The sequence below is a fragment of the Ensifer canadensis genome (assembly GCF_017488845.2).
Classification (GTDB): domain Bacteria; phylum Pseudomonadota; class Alphaproteobacteria; order Rhizobiales; family Rhizobiaceae; genus Ensifer; species Ensifer canadensis.
Window position 1 is genome coordinate 681884 of record NZ_CP083370.1, and the last position, 17660, is coordinate 699543.

20 protein-coding genes and 2 pseudogenes are annotated in these 17660 nt (G+C 62.2%); 9 read left to right on the forward strand and 13 right to left on the reverse strand.

Translation table 11 applies throughout. The features are described from left to right. The first annotated feature begins 55 nt into the window (after window positions 1-55). Entirely contained in the window at window positions 56-949 is an 894-nt protein-coding gene (locus J3R84_RS03275) for a LysR family transcriptional regulator (protein WP_203527600.1), read from the forward strand. Between the two features lie 25 nt (window positions 950-974). Here the strand turns inward: J3R84_RS03275 and tam are convergent, their stop codons facing one another. From tam to J3R84_RS03300, 5 genes are all read right to left on the reverse strand, one after another. Continuing rightward, window positions 975-1748, reverse strand: a complete 774-nt coding sequence (tam, locus tag J3R84_RS03280; RefSeq protein WP_025426268.1) for a trans-aconitate 2-methyltransferase — start codon at window positions 1746-1748, stop codon at window positions 975-977. Between the two features lie 12 nt (window positions 1749-1760). Next, the gene (locus J3R84_RS03285; protein WP_025426269.1) at window positions 1761-2423 is read right to left on the reverse strand and encodes a haloacid dehalogenase type II; all 663 of its coding nucleotides are present in this window, start codon (window positions 2421-2423) and stop codon (window positions 1761-1763) included. Window positions 2424-2604: 181 nt separating this feature from the next. Beyond that, the gene (locus J3R84_RS03290) at window positions 2605-3165 is read right to left on the reverse strand and encodes a phosphatase (protein WP_025426270.1); all 561 of its coding nucleotides are present in this window, start codon (window positions 3163-3165) and stop codon (window positions 2605-2607) included. Between the two features lie 112 nt (window positions 3166-3277). Continuing rightward, window positions 3278-4318, reverse strand: coding sequence for a zinc-dependent alcohol dehydrogenase family protein (locus tag J3R84_RS03295; protein ID WP_025426271.1), 1041 nt, complete (start codon window positions 4316-4318; stop codon window positions 3278-3280). Next, a complete protein-coding gene (locus tag J3R84_RS03300) occupies window positions 4290-4844 on the reverse strand; it encodes a GNAT family N-acetyltransferase (protein ID WP_051509198.1) in 555 nt (184 codons plus the stop codon). Before J3R84_RS03300 ends, J3R84_RS03295 begins: the two co-directional genes overlap by 29 nt. A 160-nt stretch (window positions 4845-5004) precedes the next feature. On the opposite strand from J3R84_RS03300, the gene J3R84_RS03305 reads away from it, so the two are divergent. Next, window positions 5005-5886: a branched-chain amino acid aminotransferase gene (locus tag J3R84_RS03305; protein WP_025426273.1), complete on the forward strand. Its 882-nt coding sequence runs from the start codon at window positions 5005-5007 to the stop codon at window positions 5884-5886. Window positions 5887-5907: 21 nt separating this feature from the next. Here the strand turns inward: J3R84_RS03305 and J3R84_RS03310 are convergent. From J3R84_RS03310 to J3R84_RS03320, 3 genes and pseudogenes are all read right to left on the reverse strand, one after another. Next, window positions 5908-6348 (reverse strand): annotated as a pseudogene (locus J3R84_RS03310) (phosphotransferase); the annotation flags it as partial. 24 nt (window positions 6349-6372) lie between these two features. Continuing rightward, window positions 6373-6702: a hypothetical protein gene (locus J3R84_RS03315; RefSeq protein WP_025426275.1), complete on the reverse strand. Its 330-nt coding sequence runs from the start codon at window positions 6700-6702 to the stop codon at window positions 6373-6375. 175 nt (window positions 6703-6877) lie between these two features. Continuing rightward, complete coding sequence (locus J3R84_RS03320) at window positions 6878-7213, reverse strand: hypothetical protein (RefSeq protein ID WP_203527704.1); 336 nt, start codon at window positions 7211-7213, stop codon at window positions 6878-6880. A 224-nt stretch (window positions 7214-7437) separates the two neighbouring features. On the opposite strand from J3R84_RS03320, the gene J3R84_RS03325 reads away from it, so the two are divergent. Together J3R84_RS03325 and J3R84_RS03330 are read left to right on the forward strand one after the other, a co-directional pair. Then, window positions 7438-8040 (forward strand): superoxide dismutase, encoded by a 603-nt coding sequence (locus tag J3R84_RS03325; protein ID WP_025426277.1) that lies wholly within the window; start codon window positions 7438-7440, stop codon window positions 8038-8040. 229 nt (window positions 8041-8269) lie between these two features. Beyond that, on the forward strand, window positions 8270-9154 hold the full coding sequence (locus J3R84_RS03330; protein WP_025426278.1) for a metallophosphoesterase: 885 nt from the start codon (window positions 8270-8272) through the stop codon (window positions 9152-9154). Here J3R84_RS03330 and J3R84_RS03335 read toward each other — a convergent pair. After that, on the reverse strand, window positions 9120-9815 hold the full coding sequence (locus J3R84_RS03335) for a helix-turn-helix transcriptional regulator (RefSeq protein ID WP_025426279.1): 696 nt from the start codon (window positions 9813-9815) through the stop codon (window positions 9120-9122). The genes J3R84_RS03330 and J3R84_RS03335 overlap by 35 nt on opposite strands. A 132-nt stretch (window positions 9816-9947) precedes the next feature. Between J3R84_RS03335 and J3R84_RS03340 the strand changes: the two genes are divergently transcribed. The 4 genes from J3R84_RS03340 (at window position 9948) to J3R84_RS03355 (ending at window position 13260) form a co-directional block, all read left to right on the forward strand. Then, the gene (locus J3R84_RS03340; RefSeq protein ID WP_025426280.1) at window positions 9948-10586 is read left to right on the forward strand and encodes a LysE family translocator; all 639 of its coding nucleotides are present in this window, start codon (window positions 9948-9950) and stop codon (window positions 10584-10586) included. A gap of 208 nt (window positions 10587-10794) precedes the next feature. Then, window positions 10795-11241: a c-type cytochrome gene (locus J3R84_RS03345; protein WP_203527598.1), complete on the forward strand. Its 447-nt coding sequence runs from the start codon at window positions 10795-10797 to the stop codon at window positions 11239-11241. Between the two features lie 253 nt (window positions 11242-11494). Next, window positions 11495-12409: a cytochrome c gene (locus J3R84_RS03350; RefSeq protein ID WP_025426282.1), complete on the forward strand. Its 915-nt coding sequence runs from the start codon at window positions 11495-11497 to the stop codon at window positions 12407-12409. Between the two features lie 176 nt (window positions 12410-12585). Next, window positions 12586-13260: a nitroreductase family protein gene (locus J3R84_RS03355; RefSeq protein WP_025426283.1), complete on the forward strand. Its 675-nt coding sequence runs from the start codon at window positions 12586-12588 to the stop codon at window positions 13258-13260. A 221-nt stretch (window positions 13261-13481) separates the two neighbouring features. On the opposite strand, the gene J3R84_RS03360 is transcribed toward J3R84_RS03355, so the two are convergent. From J3R84_RS03360 to J3R84_RS03375, 4 genes and pseudogenes are all read right to left on the reverse strand, one after another. Continuing rightward, window positions 13482-14063, reverse strand: a complete 582-nt coding sequence (locus J3R84_RS03360) for a DJ-1/PfpI family protein (protein WP_025426284.1) — start codon at window positions 14061-14063, stop codon at window positions 13482-13484. Window positions 14064-14073: 10 nt separating this feature from the next. Next, window positions 14074-14575, reverse strand: a pseudogene (locus J3R84_RS03365) (GNAT family N-acetyltransferase). A gap of 257 nt (window positions 14576-14832) precedes the next feature. After that, window positions 14833-15246: a MerR family transcriptional regulator gene (locus J3R84_RS03370; protein WP_025426286.1), complete on the reverse strand. Its 414-nt coding sequence runs from the start codon at window positions 15244-15246 to the stop codon at window positions 14833-14835. Window positions 15247-15358: 112 nt separating this feature from the next. Continuing rightward, window positions 15359-16225 carry an alpha/beta fold hydrolase gene (locus J3R84_RS03375; RefSeq protein WP_025426287.1) on the reverse strand — a complete coding sequence of 289 codons (867 nt, stop codon included), beginning with the start codon at window positions 16223-16225 and terminating at the stop codon, window positions 15359-15361. Between the two features lie 394 nt (window positions 16226-16619). On the opposite strand from J3R84_RS03375, the gene bla reads away from it, so the two are divergent. After that, window positions 16620-17504 (forward strand): class A beta-lactamase, encoded by an 885-nt coding sequence (bla, locus tag J3R84_RS03380; RefSeq protein WP_025426288.1) that lies wholly within the window; start codon window positions 16620-16622, stop codon window positions 17502-17504. Window positions 17505-17660: the final 156 nt, after the last annotated feature.

The following is a 17660-nucleotide window of genomic DNA, read 5'->3' on the forward strand; positions in this document are numbered from 1 at the left end:
CGCGATAATCCGTATAATCGGATAAACGGCTGTGAACTGAATTCATAGGTGAGTGATGGACAACCGCGCCGGTGAAATGGAGGTCTTCGTCGCCGTCTGCGAAACGCGCAGCTTTTCTGCCGCCGGCCGGCGGCTGAGGCTATCGCCATCTGCGGTCAGCAAGCTGGTCACCCGGATCGAGGATCGGCTGGGCACGCGCCTGCTGGTGCGCTCGACCCGGTCCCTGCAATTAACGCCGGAGGGTGAAGTCTACCTGCAACGCGCCCAACGCATTCTGACCGAGATCGCCGAGACCGAGCAACTGGTTGCGGCCGGCGGCCGGCTCTCTCCCCGCGGGCTTCTGCGCATCAACGCATCGGTCGGCTTCGGCGAGCGCTACATCCTGCCGCTCGCGCCGGAATTTCTCGAACGTTATCCGGAGGTGCGCCTCGATCTGACCCTGACGGGCAGCCTGATCGACGTGGTCGGCGAACGGGCCGACGTGGCGATCCGCACTGGCCCCTTGCGCGATTCGTCGCTGAAGGCGCGCAAGCTGATGGAGAGCCGGCCGGTGGTGATCGCGTCACCGGCCTATCTGGCCAGACACGGCGTGCCGCAGACGCCTGCCGACCTGGAAAATCACAATTGCATTCGCTTCAACTTCCGCCGCAGCGTCGACGAGTGGGCCTTCCGTGCCCCCGGCCAAACTTCGGCCGAGCTTCTGTCGGTCTTCGGAAATCTGCAGGTCTCGAGCGGCGCGATCGTCCAGCAGCTTTGTCTCGCCGGTGTCGGCATCGGCCGTATCGGCCGCTTCCACGCTGAGCCGGACTTGGCCGCGGGACGGCTGGTTGCGTTGCTGGAGGATTATCGGCCGGACGAGATCGAAACGGTCTACGCCGTCTATGCCGGCCATGAACATCTCGCGGCCCGCATCCGCGCCTTCATCGACTTCCTGGCCGAACGGATCTGATGCATGGCCCGCGGGATGGTGTGTCTTAGTCGGCCTTGACGGCGACGACGAAGAACCTGGGAAAGCGCAACAGCACCCGGCCGTCGCTCATCGCCGGATAGGCGTCACGGATCCGGTCGGTATAGGCTGCAGCAAAGGCGTCGCGTCGCTCAGGCGGCAGCGCATCGAGATAGGGGCGCAGGCCCGTGCCCTTGACCCATTCGACGATCGCTTTGGTGTTCGCCAGCCGGTGATAGTAGATCGTGTGCCAGACCTCGATATGGGGCGCATGGCGCGACAGACGCTCGACATAGACAGTCGGTGCCGGCAACGCATTGCGGCGGATCGTCCGGCCCTCGAAGGCATCGGCGAAGTCGGCGCTGCGGGCCGTTTCTTCCATCAGCAGATGGGTCGGTTGGTCGATATTGTCGGGCATCTGCACCGCCAGCGTACCGCCGGGCGCAAGCGAAGCGGTCAGCCGTTCCAGCACGTCGAGGTGATCGGGCAGCCACTGGAAGACGGCATTGGCGAAGAATAGCGACGCGCCCTTCGGCGGCACCCAGGTCGCCAGGTCAGCCTTCTCGAAGGTCAGGCCCGGCAACCGCTTGGCGGCGGCCAGCAGCATGTTTTCGTCGCTGTCGAGGCCGGAAAGGGAGGCGTCCGCAAATCGCTGGTGGATCAGTTCGGTCGAATTTCCCGGGCCGCAGCCAAGATCGAAGGCAGGACCGGAGGGCAGGTCCGGAACCTGCGCCAGCAGATCGCGTGCCGGCCGCGTGCGTTCGTCTTCGAATTTCAGGTATTGCGACGCCGACCAAGCCATTGAGACAAAACCTCAGATACCGAATTGCAGACTTTCGAGCGAAGGCAGGATCAACGCCGGCCCCTGGTCACGATATTCGTCAGGCATGTCGGCCCGGTTGATCCAGACCGTGCGGAAGCCGAACTTCGTCGCCCCTGCAATGTCCCAGCGGTTTGACGACTGGAAGGAAACCGCATGCGGGTAAAGCCGATAGCGCGTGGTGACGAGATCATAGACCGCTGGTGCCGCCTTGTAGGTCTTCACCGTGTCGACGGAGAAGACGTCGTCGATGACGATCTCGAGCGCTGCATTGTGCACCGCTGCAGCCAGCATATCAGGTGAACCGTTGGAAAGGATCGCGAGCCGCGCTCCGCGCTCCTTCAGCCCTTTCAGAACGGCGGGAACCTCCGGGTAGCAATCGAGCGTCCAATAGGCATCAAGCAGCGGTTTCCTCAGCTTGCGGTCGGCGGAAGGGAAGCGGGAAAATGCGTAGTCGAGCGATTGCTCGGTCAGTTGCCAGAAGTCCTGATAGGCGCCCATCAAGGAGCGCACCCAGGAATATTCGAGCTGCTTGGCGCGCCAGAGTTCGGAGAACGCCTGTCCGTCCGGACCGATCTCGGCGGCATGGCGCCGAACCGCCGCATGCACGTCGAAAAGCGTGCCATAGGCATCGAACACATAGGCCGCGTGGGACATTCTTTCCTCCCGTCTGTCATCCCCGGCCACACAGCGGGACAAAATGTCATACCCCGTAAAAGCGTGGCCGAAAACAAAGGCTTACCGCATTGTGCCGGTGTTGGCACGCCGCGAATACCGTTCTTTTGCGCGATCATGTCAAAGATTTGTGCGTTGCACAACGGCATTGCGCCACCAGGCGTCAGCCTTTGCCTGGTTTCCAGACCTTTGCGGGGAAGCGGAGGGCCTGTTTGGCAAGCTTTCCCTTGAGCCCGAGCGCCGCATCGCAAAGCCCGACCACATGCCGGTTCGGCTTGGCTTCCGGCCGCAGGGCATGCAACGCCGCGGCCGCTTCCTCGGGCGACATGTACCGCGCAAGAATGCCGAGGCTCAGTGCCGTCGCGCGGCCGATGCCGCGCAGACAGTGCACCAGCAGATGCGCATCCTCAGGCAAGCCGTCGATAAAATTGAAGGCCGCCTCGATCGCGTCCGGACGGGCGGCGTCAGGAGCATCGGGGTCGGTGGCGTCGCCGAAATAGAGTTCCAGGTGCTTTTCGGGCGGCAGCTCGATCATCGACAGCAGCCGGCTCGCCGGCGCCCGCATCGAGATCAGGTGCGTCGGTGCCCAGAGCGCCCGATTGTGCCGCGCCTCCGTTTGTGAACTGATGACCATCTGGATGGGCCATCCGTTCGGATGGGCCGGATTGGCATTAAGAACGGGGCTGTAGAGTTCTTCCCCGGTGGCAGCTGCCGCTAGCGCCATGACAGGACCTCGTCGTGATTCTTCCTGTGGTGATTTTGCCCTGAAACCGGTTCTGACTTAAGGGCAAAATCGCATCCGCAGCCAAAAGCAAACAGGCTTTGGAATGTCCCCTTCAGAACCGTGTGATCACGCTGATGCCGAGATCGGTGGCGCGGTCCATCGAAACGAGGGCAGGGATCGCTTCCTCGAGCGAGATCTCGCGGCCGATCAACTGTTGCGGATTGAGCTTGCCGCCAGCGATCATCGACAGCATGGCGTCGTATCGCCAAGCCTGCATGCCATGGCTGCCATAGATCTCGAGCTCGTGGCCGATCACCTGCGCCATTGGGATTTCCGGCGTGGCATGGTCGCCGAGCATCAGGCCCACCTGCACGTGGCGGCCGCGCCGGCGCAGGTTCTTGATCGAGTTGAAGCAGGTGACGGGATGGCCGAGCGCGTCGATCGAGACATGGGCGCCGCCGCTGGTGATCTCCTTCACGGCACCTGCGACGTCGTCCGTGTCGCGGCCGTTGACCGTGGCAACGGCGCCGAGCTTCTTGGCGAAGGCGAGTTTTTCTTCGGAAATGTCGATCGCGATCGGATGTGCGCCAAGTGCAGCAGCAATCATGATCGCCGAAAGGCCGACACCGCCGCAGCCGTGAACCGCCACCCATTCGCCGCCCTTGACCCGTGCCTGGTCGGCGACGGCGCGAAACGAGGTGGCAAAGCGGCAGCCGAGGCTGGCGGCAGTCTTGAAGTCCATGTTCTCAGGCAGATGCACCAGGTTCTGGTCGGCGAAATCGAGTGCGACATATTCGGCAAATGAGCCCCAATGGGTGAACCCCGGCTGGAACTGCGCCTCGCAGACCTGCTGGTTGCCCGAACGGCATTCGCCGCAGCGGCCGCAACCGGAAACGAAGGGTACCGTCACCCGGTCGCCGACCTTGTAGCGCATCACGCCGCGGCCGGTGGCGGTCACGATGCCGGCGAGCTCGTGGCCCGGCACGTGCGGCAGGCGAATGTCGGCGTCGTGCCCCATCCAGCCATGCCAGTCGGAGCGGCACAGACCCGTCGCCTCGACCTTGACGACCACGCCGTTTTCGGTCGGCGTCGGATCGGCAAACGTGCGAATCTCGGGCGTCTTCTCAAAGGCGTCGTAGTACATGGCTTTCATCGGGGCACTCCTTGCGATGTCTGGCCGGTGCGGCGCGACCGTCTATGTGCCGCGCCATCAGAATTTCGTCGACCTCTTCCTCGCCGTCGAGCAGGCCACCTGGAACGCGCCCGATTTCGTGGAACTCTTCGCGCCTGTAGAAGCGGATGGCCGTCTCGTTGTCGGCGCGGGCGACGAGCTCCAACATCCGGATGCCGGTCGAGCGGGCATGGTCGGTCAGGTGTGCAAGAAGCTCGCGCGCCACGCCGGAACCGCGCGCCTCGCGGCGCACATAGACCATGATGATGGTGGCACGGTGCGCCATCCGGCTGGAGCGCTGGCGCATGAGTCCCATCATGCCGACAGGCTCACCCCCGTCGAGCGCGACGAAGACGGTGTTTGCGGCGAGCCTTGCCTGCCATTCCGCCGTCGACAGCCGCGCCCAATCCGCCGCGGTGGAAGCGAAGGCTTGCGGCTCGCGCTGCAGCGCCTCCAGCCGTATGCGGCGGAAAATTTCCACGTCGTCCTGATCAAGATGCCTGATGATGTGCACGTCTGCCCCTTTGCCCTGCGAGAGAGACTACGCGAGAGGCCGTTCCGGTGCCAGAATGGACGCCATGACATTTTTTGATGTACCCATTCACCCCCATGCTGCTTTTTCGAGCTATGGCGGAAGATACGGAAGACAAAACGTGAAGGAGACGCAGATGGCCGTCGATACATCCCCCCGCTCAGTGACCTGGACCTATGTCGACGGCGAATGGCTGTCCGGCAATCCGCCGCTGATCGGCCCGACCTCCCATGCCATGTGGCTGGGCTCGACCGTGTTCGACGGCGCCCGCTTCTTCGACGGCATCGCGCCGGACCTCGACCTGCATTGCCAGCGCGTCAACCGCTCGGCAACGGCGCTCGGACTGAAGCCGACCGTGAAGCCGGAAGAGATCGAGGCCTTGACCTGGGAAGGCGCCAAGAAATTCGACGGCCAGACCGCGCTCTACGTCAAGCCGATGTATTGGGCCGAGCATGGTGCGGCCGGGATGGTCGCCATCGATCCGGAATCGACCCGCTTTGCGCTTTGCCTGTTCGAGGCGCCGATGGGTAACGGCCATGGCGGCTCGTCTCTGACCCTGTCGCCGTTCCGCCGGCCGACGCTCGAATCCATGCCGACCGATGCCAAGGCCGGCTGCCTCTATCCCAACAATGCCCGCATCCTGACCGAGGCGCGGTCGCGCGGCTTCGACAATGCGCTGGTGCGCGATATGCTCGGCAACATCGCCGAAACCGGCTCGTCCAACGTCTTCCTGGTCAAGGATGGCGTCGTGTTCACGCCGGCCGCCAACCGCACCTTCCTTGCCGGCATCACCCGCTTCCGCGTCATGACGCTGTTGCGCGAAGCCGGTTTCGAGGTTGTCGAGGCGACGTTGTCGATGGCCGATTTCGAGGCTGCCGATGAGATCTTCACCTCCGGCAACTATTCCAAGGTCCTGCCGGTCACCCGCCTTGACGACCGTGACCTGCAGGCCGGACCGGTCGCCGCCAAGGCACGCGATCTCTACATGGATTGGGCCCATTCGAGCCAGGACGCCTAACGAGATCGACTATGGCGCGGGTCAGGTTGCCCGCGCCACGGTCGCGGCCCAGGTCTCGACGCTGCGCAGCATCGTCGGCGCATGCTCGGGATCGTCAACGAGTTCGGCCAGTTCCGACAGCCGGTGCACGCCGGTCAGCACCGCGATGCGCCGGCGGTCGAGGGCCCGACCCGTCAGTTCTTCATAGGTTTCGACAATCCGCGCCGTCAGATCCGGCGAAATGAAGTTCGAATAGATGAACTCACGGTGAAGCGGGCCAATGCCTGAATCGGCAAAATCATAGATGCCGTTGAGCCGGCGCTCCCCATGGTCGAAGGCCATGTTCCAGCCATGGCCATCGAAGAAGCCGTAGGTGGAGCCGTGCGGGTCGGGGCCCAGGCGCTCGAAGGCTTCGACAGTTTCCGCCGCCAACGTGGCAAGGTCGGCCGGAAGAGCCGGCAAGGCCTTGCCCCGGATCGTCTCCACCGTTGGTCCGTGAAAGGCTGCTTAGCGCCCCTGCACGATCTTTATGAGGTTGACCGTAGGTTGGCCGGGGCGGACGTCCGCATACTTCAGCCGGCCCGATGCCAGAGCGCTCGTCAACCGCTTGCAGGTCAACGCCTGGACCTTGTTGATCGGAACGCTCATGATCAACGCGCCAGTTTCGAGGTCGGATTTCGACCATCTCTTGCTGATGCAATCCTTCACAATCGCTCTCTGAAGCGCGGGGCTGCCTTGAACCGCCGTCTGCACCGTCTCATACTCGCGCTGGCTTGGGGCGCAGGAGGCTAGGGTCAAAAGGGTAAACGCGAACGAAGCAATATGGATCGGTTTCATGGCAATCTCCGGTTGGAGAATTGCCGGTAATTGTGGCGGCTGTGATTCGCAACCCTGACGTTGGGCGGTGCGGTTTCCGGCCGGTTGCTCGACGATGAGAGCCGGAAACCGCTTGCATGAGCGCTTGTGCGCGCAAGCTCGCGCGGGCCTGCGATCACAGATCGCCGGCGACAGCCTAATTGTCTGCGGCCGGTGCCACGACCGTGACGGTGTCGGCTGCCAGTTCACCGCCGATTTCCACCGTCTTCTTCTGCTTGTCGTAGACGCAGATCTGGGTGACGGCATTTTCGGCGCCCTTGGGCTTGCCCGAGACCAGCGCCAGCCCGAAGCTTTCCGAGCCGAACGGATCGACGACGACGACCGGCTTGTCGAGCGAAGGGGCGGCCGCAATGCACTTCTCCGAAACGTCGGCCCGGAATTCTTCCCAGGCATCGCCTGAGGACGCATGGGCGCCGGTCGCGGCAAATCCGGTTGCTGCCACAAGGGCAAGGGTCAGGATCGGGCGATGCAGCATGTTCAGTCCTTATTCTCAACTGGTTGCAATGGGTGCACGCTGCCCGCGAAACGTGGCGCGAATGTGCTCGGGCCGCGGGCGCTTTCAAAATGATGTTGAAAGTATATTCCGTGGGTTGAGGAAAAATTGGCATCGCATCGGTTGCCTCCGTCAAGGCCGGTGCCTATGTTCCCGCTCACAGATTTCTTTGACGAAATCCCATGCCAAGAGGAGATGCCCACATGGCTTTCGAATTGCCGAACCTTCCCTATGACTACGATGCGCTGGCGCCCTACATGTCGCGCGAGACGCTCGAGTACCACCACGACAAGCACCACCTCGCTTACGTGACCAACGGCAACAAGCTTGCCGAGGAAGCCGGTCTCTCCGACCTCTCGCTCGAGGAAGTCGTCAAGAAGTCCTATGGCACCAACCAGCCGCTGTTCAACAATGCCGGCCAGCACTACAACCACATCCACTTCTGGAAGTGGATGAAGAAGGGCGGCGGCGGCACCAGCCTGCCGGGCAAGCTCGACGCAGCCATCAAGTCGGATCTCGGCGGCTACGACAAGTTCCGTGCCGATTTCATCGCGGCTGGCACCGGCCAGTTTGGTTCGGGCTGGGCATGGCTTTCGGTCAAGAACGGCAAGCTCGAAATCTCCAAGACCCCGAACGGCGAGAACCCGCTCGTTCACGGCGCTTCGCCGATCCTCGGCGTCGACGTCTGGGAACATTCCTATTACATCGACTATCGCAACGCGCGCCCGAAGTACCTCGAAGCGTTCGTCGACAGCCTGATCAACTGGGATTACGTACTCGAAATGTACGAAGCGGCTTCCAAGTAAGCCTTCCCAAGCCTCGACTTCAGGACCCGGCGCTTGCGCCGGGTCTTTTCGTTTGGGGGTGACCGGTGGAGGCGGGATGCTCGGCCGTCACCAACGTGTCATCGCCCGGCGCTACTGCATGTTTCCTTAAATCGTCTTCGATTTAAGGATAAAAACATGCAGCAATTCAAAGTGCTACAGCAACCTTTGCGCATCTAATAGGACGCGCAGCGCTGTAGGGAGAAGCACCATGCACGCAGACACATCACCTCTCCTCCGCTTCGGCGTCATCGCCGACCCGCAATATGCCGCTGTGGAACCGAACCTCGTCCTCGGCCGCTATTATGCCAACAGCCTGACGAAGCTCGCCGAAGCGATCGAGACCTTCAACGCCGAAGACCTCGCCTTCGTGGTGACGCTCGGTGATATCATCGATCGAGGCTGGCAGAGCTTCGATGCGATCCTGCCGCTCTACGACAAGCTTCGTCATCCCAAGCATTTTCTGCTCGGCAATCATGATTTCGGCGTCGATCCGGAGAAGCTCGGGCAGGTTTTCGGCCGGGTCGGCATGCCCTCGCCCTATCAGACATTTGCGATGGCCGACTGGCGGTTCGTGTTGATCGACGGCAACGAGGTCAGCCTTTTCGCCCCGCCACCCGGCGACCCGCGGCGAACCGCAGCCGAGACGTGGATCGAGACGCTGAAATCGCAAGGGGCCGATAACGCCCATCCCTGGAATGCCGCGCTCGGCGACGTGCAGTTCGCCTGGCTGGAGGAGACGCTGCGCAAGGCGGAGGCTGCCGGCGAGCAGGTGGTCGTCATGGGCCACTACCCGGTCTATCCGCCGAACGCCCACAACATGTGGGACAGCCAGCGCATCGTCGATCTCTTCGGTCGTTTCAAAAACGTCGGCGCCTATTTCTGCGGTCACAACCACGACGGCAATTACGGCCTCGCCGACGGCACTCATTTCGTCAATATCAAGGGCATGGTCGAGACGCCGGATACGACAGCCTATGCGATCGTCGAGATCCATGCGGACAGAATGGCAATCCGCGGCTACGGCCGCGAAACGGATCGAACCCTGCAGTTGGAGACGATCATGCCCCGCCTGGTTGTGGCCGCCAGCCGCTGATCCAGAGGTCCCGCAGGCCTTCGCCTTCGCCTGGAAAGAAGTCGTCGGTCGCTTCGCAATGTTCGACCCGATCGGCGCGGAAGTTGCGGATCGCCTGACGCAGCTCGCACCAGGCGACGATATTGGCGGTTTCGGAATAGTAGATCAACGCGACCGGCCGGATCGTCCGCTCGGTGGCGCGGCCGAGTTCGTCGCGATAGTCGATGCCGAGCTTGCGTTCGTCGCGGATCGCGCGACGCACCAGTGCCAGATCGACGCCGGTAGGTGAGGGTGCCACCGTTCCCCAGGCATGCAGCGCCTGTGAGCGAAGCGCAAGCCGCAGCGGTTCTGGCACAGCACCTGTGATCTTCTGATTGACGCGGCCGGCTGCCGCCCTCAGCTCCTCGTCTCCGGTGCGCGCCAGCAGCGCCAGCGCCAGTACGATCGCCTCGGTTTCCTCGATCGAGAACATCAGCGGCGGCAGGTCGAAGCCGGGGCGCAGGATATAACCGATGCCGCGACCACCTTCGATCGGCACGCGCATGGCCTGTAGGGCGGCGATATCGCGATAGATCGAGCGCGGCGTCACCTCCAGCGTCTCGGCCATTTCAGCGGCGGTCACCGGCTTTCGGGCCAGCCGCAGGATCTGGATAATCTCGAACAGGCGCGAGGCCTTGCGCATCGAAAAAACTCCGCTGTTCCAAAACGCTCCTGACAAGACCCTGTCAGTTGGCGACGCTTATAACATTGGGCAACGGATTGAAAAATAAGCAATCCGCTCAGGCAACGATCGAACGGACCTCGGACAACTGACATGAGCTATACGGAAAATCTCTGGCTTTTCTTCACCCTTCTCTTCGGCATCATCATCGTGCCGGGCATGGATATGATCTTCGTGCTGGCGAATTCGCTGACCGGGGGGCGAGCCTCCGGCCTGTCGGCGACGGCCGGTATCATGGCGGGCGGTGTCCTTCACACCCTCTACGCGGCGCTCGGGGTCAGCGTCATCCTTCATCTGGTGCCGCAACTGTTCAACGTGCTGCTCATCGGCGGTGCCGCCTATATCGCCTGGATCGGCTATTCCCTCATCCGCAGTTCCATCACCATCGGCGGTATCGACGGCGCCGCGCGGCTGTCGCGCTGGGCGAGCTTTCGTCAGGGCGCACTCACCAGCCTGATGAACCCGAAGGCCTATCTCTTCATGCTGGCGGTCTATCCGCAGTTTCTCAAACCCCAATTCGGGCCGGTATGGTCGCAGGCGGCGGTCATGGCGTTGATGATCGCCACCACCCAGCTTGCCGTCTATGGCGGCTTGGCGCTCGCCGCCGGTCGCGGCCGCGACTTTCTCGTCGGCAGCCCCGGTGCGACGGTTCTGATCGGCCGTATCGCCGGCGTTGTTCTGGTGCTGGTCGCAGCTTTCACCGTCTGGCAGGGCTGGGCCGGCGGACGGTAGAGCCGTCACGTACAAACATGACTGCTGTAGTCATGTTATTGGAACGACGCGGTCGAGACGATCAAGAATCGCGCGGCCGCGTCAAATTATGCTGTTGTGACAAGGACATCAAAAAAATGTTACTTCCGTCGAAAGGCTAAAATGACATCATGCCGGCGCATTCAACACGAAGGCCGCAGATGCGGATTCGAATGACCGGGAGATCACGATGAAGATACGCGCTCTAATGCTTGCGGCCGCCCTCGCTGGGCTTGGCGTTACCGCCGTGACCGCGGCTGACGAACCGCAGGCGGTTCGTCAGGCCCTGATGAAGAAGGTTGGTCAGGCTGCTGGTGCGCTCGGTGGTATCGCCAAGGGCGAAAAGCCTTATGACGCTGAGATCGTCAAGGCGTCGCTGACGACCATCTCCGAGTCGGTCAAGGTCTTCCCGGACCATTTCCCGGCCGGTTCCGAAACCGGTTTGGAGACGGAAGCAAGCCCGAAGATCTGGGAGAACATGGACGATTTCAAAGCCAAGGCGGCCAAGCTTGGTTCTGACACCGACGCCGTGCTCGCCCAGCTTCCGGCCGATCAGGCTGGCGTCGGTGCGGCACTCGGCATGCTCGGCAAGGATTGCGGCAGCTGTCATGAGACCTATCGCCTGAAGAAGGACTGACGGTAGGTCGTTCTCCCCGAAATTCTCAGACGATGCGCCGACTGTTTCGGCGCATCATCGCGCTGTTGCCGCAGTAAGGTTGTGGCTTGTCACGCAGTTTTGAGTGTGAGCGAACCTACTGCATGTTTCCTTAAAACGTATCCGATTCAAGGATAAAAACATGCAGCAATTCAAAGTGCTACAGCGGCCTTGGCGCGTCTGATAAGACGCGCGGCGCTGTAGCGGGTTGGGGATGCAGTTGAAAGGAAGCCTGATGGGCCGACGGATTAGAAAGCTGGTCTCGGGTCTCGTGATTCTGGGCCTTGTCGGCGGTGCGGCCTTTTGGTGGCTGACCAAGCCCGCGCCCTGGGCGGCGGCTCATTGGGAGGGTCTCGGAGAGCCAGATCTGACCAATGGCGAGCAGATTTTCTGGGCCGGCGGCTGCGTCAGCTGCCATGCAAAGCGCGGCAGCGAGGGTGACGCCCGGCTGGTTCTTGCCGGCGGGCCGCCGCTAAAAAGCCCATTTGGCACCTTCCACGCGCCGAATATCTCGCCTGACGAAGCGGCCGGTATCGGCGGATGGACGCTTGCGGAATTCGGCAACGCCATGACGCGGGGCGTCGGTCGAAACGGCGAACATCTCTATCCGTCCTTCCCCTACGCCTCCTACATCAGGATGACGCCGAAGGATGTCAACGACCTCTGGGGCTACATCAAGACGCTGCCGAAGGCGAGCGACGTTGCGCCGGACCACGAGCTGCCGTTCCCCTATAATATGCGGTTGGCGCTCGGCGGCTGGAAGCTGCTGTTCCTCACCGACACCCCACGCGTGACCATCGATGCCGCCGATCCGAAGCTGACGCGCGGCCAATATCTGGTCGAAGGGCCGGGTCATTGTGGCGAGTGCCATACGCCACGAAACGCGCTTGGTGGCTTCGAGCCGGCCCAGTGGCTGGCTGGCGCGCCGAACCCGGAAGGTAAGGGACGCATCCCCGACATCACGCCGGGCTCGAAGAGCATCGGCGGCTGGAGCGCCTCCGACATCGCCTCCTATCTCGAAACCGGTTTCACGCCGGAATTCGATTCCGTTGGTGGCTCCATGGTCGAAGTCCAGAAGAATATGGCGAAGTTGACCGCTGCCGACCGCGAGGCGATTGCCGCCTATCTCAAGGCCGTTCCCGCACTCTGAAGCGTAGTCCGGGCCGCTTGATTCCGGGTGGTCGGCACGCTCTAACGTCTCCTGGAACTACTGCATGTTTCCTTAAATCCTATTCGATTTAAGGATAAAACATGCAGCCATTCAAAGTGCTGAAGCGACCTTGGCGCGTCTGATAAGACGCGCGCCGCTGTAGGAGAAGACTTGCCATGCGTGCTCATGAAACCGTGCCCTACGACCAATGGATCGAGCGCAGCCCCGAGGAGATGGCAGCGCGTGCGGCTGAATTCTACGAGGACATCAACCGCCGCCGCACCACGCGCTCCTTCAGCGAAAGGCCGGTGCCGAGCGCGGTGATCGAGACCTGTCTGCTGGCAGCCGGCACCGCCCCGAGCGGCGCGAACCACCAGCCCTGGCATTTCGCGGTCATCGAAAGCCCTGGCATCAAGGCGAAGGTGCGTGAAGCCGCCGAAGAGGAGGAGCGCGTCTTCTATCAGCAGAAGGCCCCGCAGGAGTGGCTCGACGCGCTGGCGCCGCTTGGCACCGATGAGGACAAGCCGTTTCTGGAGACGGCGCCCTACCTGATTGCCATCTTCTCGCAGAAGCGTGGTGGCCCCAATCCGGGCGACACGAAGAAGAACTACTACATCAACGAAAGCGTCGGCATTGCCACCGGCATTCTGATCGCGGCGCTGCACCATGCCGGGCTCGCGACACTGACCCATACGCCGGCGCCGATGAATTTTCTCAACGAAATCTGCGGACGGCCGGACAGCGAAAAGCCGTTTCTGATCCTGGTGGTCGGTTACCCCGCGCCCGACGCGACCGTGCCGGTGGCCGGCAAGGTGAAGAAGCCGCTTGAGCAGATATCGACCTGGTTGTGATCGCCGAAGCATGTCGCGCAAAAGTGTTCAGCGGTTTTGCGATGCCGACAGGCGCAAAAGACAAAGATTTTGAAGCGCGGCAAGCGAATCCTACTGCATGTTTCCTTAAATCCTATTCGATTTAAGGATTAAAACATGCAGCCATTCAAAGTGCTACAGCGACCTTTGCGCGTCTAATAAGACGCGCGGCGCTGTAGAGATCGTGATGCGCTTTAACTTGCTCATGCGGCTGTCGTTGCTGCCGCATGTTCCCGGCCATAAAGCGCTGCATAGCCGTCGAGTTCGGGCGAGCCGAGACCGAGCGCGCGAAAGATCTCGACCGCAAAGGTGACCGGCGCCGTGCCGGCAGCCGTGACCACACGGTTGTGGCTGAGAGCCTGCGGCTGATCGCGATAGGAGCCGTGTCCGTGATAGCCGCGGAGTGACGCAAGGCTGTCCGCGCTGTTTCCGGTGTGATCCGTGGCGTCGAGAATTCCGCTCGACGCCAGCGCATCGACGCCGCCGCAGATGGCGGCGACCAGCCGTTCCTGCCGATGGAAGGAGCGGATCGTGGTGGAGAGGTCGGGGGCGTCGGCGGTTCCCCAGATCGCGCCGCCGCAGATCACCAGGCCATCGAAGCCCGCGGGGTCGAGCGCGTCGATCGACAGATGCGCGGAGACGTCGAGCCCGCCCATCGACGTGACTGCCGCGCCGTCCAGGGTGGCGACGTCGATATCGACGCCGAGGTGAGCGCGCGCCGTCGCCATCAACAACGCGCATTCCCAATCCGCAAACCCTTCATGAAGCACGATTGCAAGCCGCATCGCCTCATCCTCAGCCAAGTTTCTGCATATAGCGCATGCCCGTTACCGGGCGAGGTACGAAGCGCTCGGATTCGTAGAAGTGATGCCTTGAAATTACCCGTGGCGGCGCTGACCGACAGGTAATCGCAGCCGGCCATCTTCGCCTGTTCGCGCGCCTTGGCGACGAGGTGGCGGCCGATGCCGGTGCCGCGATTGTCGGAGCGCACGAAGAGATGATGCAGCTCCATGCCGCGCGCGCCTTCCGCAGCCCGGTAGATCGGCACGAGGATGGCGTAGCCGATCAGTCGGTTGCCGGCCTCCGCGACAAGCGCGGTGATCCAGGGCGTGCGACCGAAGAGGTCGCGCTCGAGCTGCTCCGGCGTGATCGGGGCTGCGTCGCCGTGATGGGCGGCGAGTTCCGCGATCATTTCGCGCAGTTCGGGAAGGTCGCGCTGTTTGGCGCAACGGATCGTCACCATCGGCGGCCGCGTCGATGGCAGAGGATGGAGAGAGGGGATGGCGGTCTGTAGCATTGTCGGCTCCTCATGGTTCTCTAGCCATCAGGTGCCGTGAAAAACAAAAGCCGCCTGATGGCGGCCTTGTTGAAATTGATCAGCAGGCCGCTCCTATGGGAACAGCCAAAAAAACGCGCGGCAGATGGGTGCGTTCTTGATCATGTGCGTAGATTGTCCGTTTCCGCGCTTTTGTCAACGGGGATTTTTGCACTGAGTTGGAGACGGGTCGCGACTCCGTTCGAAGTCGGCCCAAGTCTGCAGCCTCGCGCCGGCGCTCAATGGTCGCTGTCGCACATGGAATGGTCTGCAAGCGCACGGATGACGTAGCAATCGCCGATCGTGTGGTCGCCGTTGCAGGCGACGATGCGCTCGAGCTCGCGTTCCAGTTTCTGCAACTGGGCGATTTTCTCCCGCACGGTGATCAGGTGTTCCCTGGCGATACGGTCTGCTTCGCCGCAGGGGCGCTCCGGATGCTGGCTCAAGGCCAGCAGATCGCGGATCGATTCGATCGAAAGCCCCAGATCGCGTGCATGGCGGACGAAGGCGAGACGTTCGAGTTCGCGTTTCTCGTAGCGCCGCTGGTTGCCTTCGGAGCGTTCCGGGGCCGCAATCAACCCCATCTGCTCGTAGTAGCGGATTGTCGGAATTTTTACGCCCGTGCGGCGGGAGAGATCGCCGATCGAATACATGTCCATGCTCCAAACCTATAGCTTCTGGAGCATTAGATAATCGCTTTCCGGCGACGGTCAATGTGGGGCTGGGAGGAAAGGCCCGATCGGGCCTTTCCCTTGGCGATGCCGGTTAGCGTGCGAGAAGGGCAAGCAGCGTCTCGTCGAAGAGATCGCTTTCCTCAAGCTGCGGTGTGTGGCCGCTTTTTTCGAACATGCGGACCGTCAGATCCGGAAAGTCCCGGCGATAGGCGTCCCAGGTCTCGGCCGGCGCAACGAGATAATCGCATTGCCCGAGTGCCAAGAGCACCGGCATCGCAAGCCGGTCGAGCCCGTCCCGAATATCGATGTCGCGAAACACTTCGCCCCAGAGATGGTCGAAGACGGGATTGTTGACGGTGACATCACGCCATAGCGGTGCCGCGTCGAAGGCGGGTAGATGCCAGCTCTTGGCGCCAAGACGGATGAGCAGCGACTTGAACCGCTCCTCCGGTCGGGCGGCGATATCGGTGCCAAGTTCGGCCATCTCGCGCTCGAAGATCGCCTTGCGCTCCGGCGCGACCAGCTCCTCCCACCGGCGATCGGCAAGCGCCGTATGCGCGGCGGAATGGCTCGGTCCGGTGCCGACCATGATCACGTGGCTGATATTCTGGGGATGGCGTTTGGCGTATTCGAGCGCCATGTAGCCGTGGCCGGAGTGCCCGAGGACGGCGAAGCGATCGAGACCGAGATGCCGGCGCATCCACTCGATATCGTCGAGGACCACGTCGAAGCCGATATCATCGCGCGTGTAGGACGCATGCGCCGGCGCGAAGCCGCGGTGATCGATGAAATGGAGCTTTGTCCGCTGGCGCAGTTGCTTCGAGAAGGTACTGGGATAGTAGGCGGCGCTGCCAATGACGAGCAGCGGCATGCCGCTGCCCTCGATGCGATAGCCGAGCTCGAACGGACCGGCGCGCAGGCTACCGGTTTCAGGCAGGGATGAACTGGTCGTTGTCATGGATATGATCCTGCAAACGGCCGGAGAACGATGGCTCAATGGTTGGCGCTCTCATCGGCCTTAAAAAAATGCCCACGCCAAACGGTGCCGCGAGGCGGCCTTGGCGTCGGTGGTTCTTTCTTGCCGGTGAGCGTCGCTAACGGATCAGGCGCACGGATCAGTATCCCTGTTTTGTTGCGACTTCATACCAGTCCGCTCTGTTGAGCCGCAACCGTCGAATCGAGACATTCGGGCCGTCATCCTCTCATTCGAAAAAAGGTGGCACAAGGACGCCACAATCACCGCCTAGCGATCTGCACGGCACTCGATTCGGCCCAGCGTCGATCCGAATGCATGTTTTGCAACAGTTAGTTAGAGCGTCGGCATATATGCGTGGCGCACGACGGAGGAACACGTGCCGCTGCTCATCAATCGCCGCCAATTGCTCGTCGGCTCCGCGCTGATCTATCCGGCAATCGCCCTCGGCCCGGCCGCAAAAGCCGCCACCGGCGGCGATGTCGATACACGCCTTGCCGAACTCGAAAAGCGCACGGGCGGACGGCTTGGCGTTTCCGTTCTCGATATGGAAACCAACGTGTCGTTCGGCCGCCGCGAGAGCGAGCGTTTCGCCATGTGCTCGAGCTTCAAGACGCTGGCGGCGGGATTCGCGCTCGCCCGTGCGGATCAGGGCGCCGAAAAGCTTGATCGCCGTATCGTCGTTGCGCAGAAGGATATCGTCGCCCATTCGCCGGTAACCGAGAAGCATGTCGGCGGCGAGGGCATGACGATCGCCGAACTCTGTGCCGCGACGTTGACGACAAGCGACAACGCGGCGGCAAACCTTTTGCTGGAAAATTTCGGCGGTCCGCCGGCGCTGACCGCCTGGTTGCGCACGATCGGCGATGAGACCACGCGCCTCGACCGGAACGAGCCCGCACTCAACGAGGCGAAAGTGGGTGACCCACGCGACACGACCACGCCTGCCGCAATGCTGGAGACGCTCGGCAATCTTGCTTTCGGCCCCGTGCTGGCGGAAGCGTCGCGCAAGCTGTTGATCGAGTGGATGGTCGCCAATACCACTGGCGACCTGCGCATCCGCGCCGGCCTGCCGAAGGCCTGGAAGGTCGGCGACAAGACGGGAACCAACGGCAACGGCGCCGCGTCTGACATCGCCATCGTTTGGCCCGAGGGTAGGGGACCGCTCCTGATCGCGGTCTACATCGCTGAGGCGACGGCGCCGCTGGCTGAGCTGAACACCGTCTTTGCCGATGTCGGCCGGATGGCGGCGGAGATGGTCTAACCGCCGATCGTCAGGTGAGCACTGGTCATGGCGTCTTCAGCTGTCTTCAATCTGATAACCTGGCCGCTGCGACGTCCAGCATTGTTATAGTCAAGGCGATCTACAGCATTCCGGGCATGAAGCCCCAGAAATGTCGTCGCGTCGAAGCTTGCAGGC

Excerpts from the sequence above, each read along its gene's own strand:
- J3R84_RS03275 (WP_203527600.1), top strand. The coding sequence starts at position 56 with ATGGACAACCGCGCCGGTGAAATGGAGGTCTTCGTCGCCGTCTGCGAA.
- tam (WP_025426268.1), bottom strand. The coding sequence starts at position 1,748 with ATGGCTTGGTCGGCGTCGCAATACCTGAAATTCGAAGACGAACGCACG.
- J3R84_RS03285 (WP_025426269.1), bottom strand. The coding sequence starts at position 2,423 with ATGTCCCACGCGGCCTATGTGTTCGATGCCTATGGCACGCTTTTCGAC.
- J3R84_RS03290 (WP_025426270.1), bottom strand. The coding sequence starts at position 3,165 with ATGGCGCTAGCGGCAGCTGCCACCGGGGAAGAACTCTACAGCCCCGTT.
- J3R84_RS03295 (WP_025426271.1), bottom strand. The coding sequence starts at position 4,318 with ATGAAAGCCATGTACTACGACGCCTTTGAGAAGACGCCCGAGATTCGC.
- J3R84_RS03305 (WP_025426273.1), top strand. The coding sequence starts at position 5,005 with ATGGCCGTCGATACATCCCCCCGCTCAGTGACCTGGACCTATGTCGAC.
- J3R84_RS03315 (WP_025426275.1), bottom strand. The coding sequence starts at position 6,702 with ATGAAACCGATCCATATTGCTTCGTTCGCGTTTACCCTTTTGACCCTA.
- J3R84_RS03325 (WP_025426277.1), top strand. The coding sequence starts at position 7,438 with ATGGCTTTCGAATTGCCGAACCTTCCCTATGACTACGATGCGCTGGCG.
- J3R84_RS03330 (WP_025426278.1), top strand. The coding sequence starts at position 8,270 with ATGCACGCAGACACATCACCTCTCCTCCGCTTCGGCGTCATCGCCGAC.
- J3R84_RS03335 (WP_025426279.1), bottom strand. The coding sequence starts at position 9,815 with ATGCGCAAGGCCTCGCGCCTGTTCGAGATTATCCAGATCCTGCGGCTG.
- J3R84_RS03340 (WP_025426280.1), top strand. The coding sequence starts at position 9,948 with ATGAGCTATACGGAAAATCTCTGGCTTTTCTTCACCCTTCTCTTCGGC.
- J3R84_RS03345 (WP_203527598.1), top strand. The coding sequence starts at position 10,795 with ATGAAGATACGCGCTCTAATGCTTGCGGCCGCCCTCGCTGGGCTTGGC.
- J3R84_RS03350 (WP_025426282.1), top strand. The coding sequence starts at position 11,495 with ATGGGCCGACGGATTAGAAAGCTGGTCTCGGGTCTCGTGATTCTGGGC.
- J3R84_RS03355 (WP_025426283.1), top strand. The coding sequence starts at position 12,586 with ATGCGTGCTCATGAAACCGTGCCCTACGACCAATGGATCGAGCGCAGC.
- J3R84_RS03360 (WP_025426284.1), bottom strand. The coding sequence starts at position 14,063 with ATGCGGCTTGCAATCGTGCTTCATGAAGGGTTTGCGGATTGGGAATGC.
- J3R84_RS03370 (WP_025426286.1), bottom strand. The coding sequence starts at position 15,246 with ATGTATTCGATCGGCGATCTCTCCCGCCGCACGGGCGTAAAAATTCCG.
- J3R84_RS03375 (WP_025426287.1), bottom strand. The coding sequence starts at position 16,225 with ATGACAACGACCAGTTCATCCCTGCCTGAAACCGGTAGCCTGCGCGCC.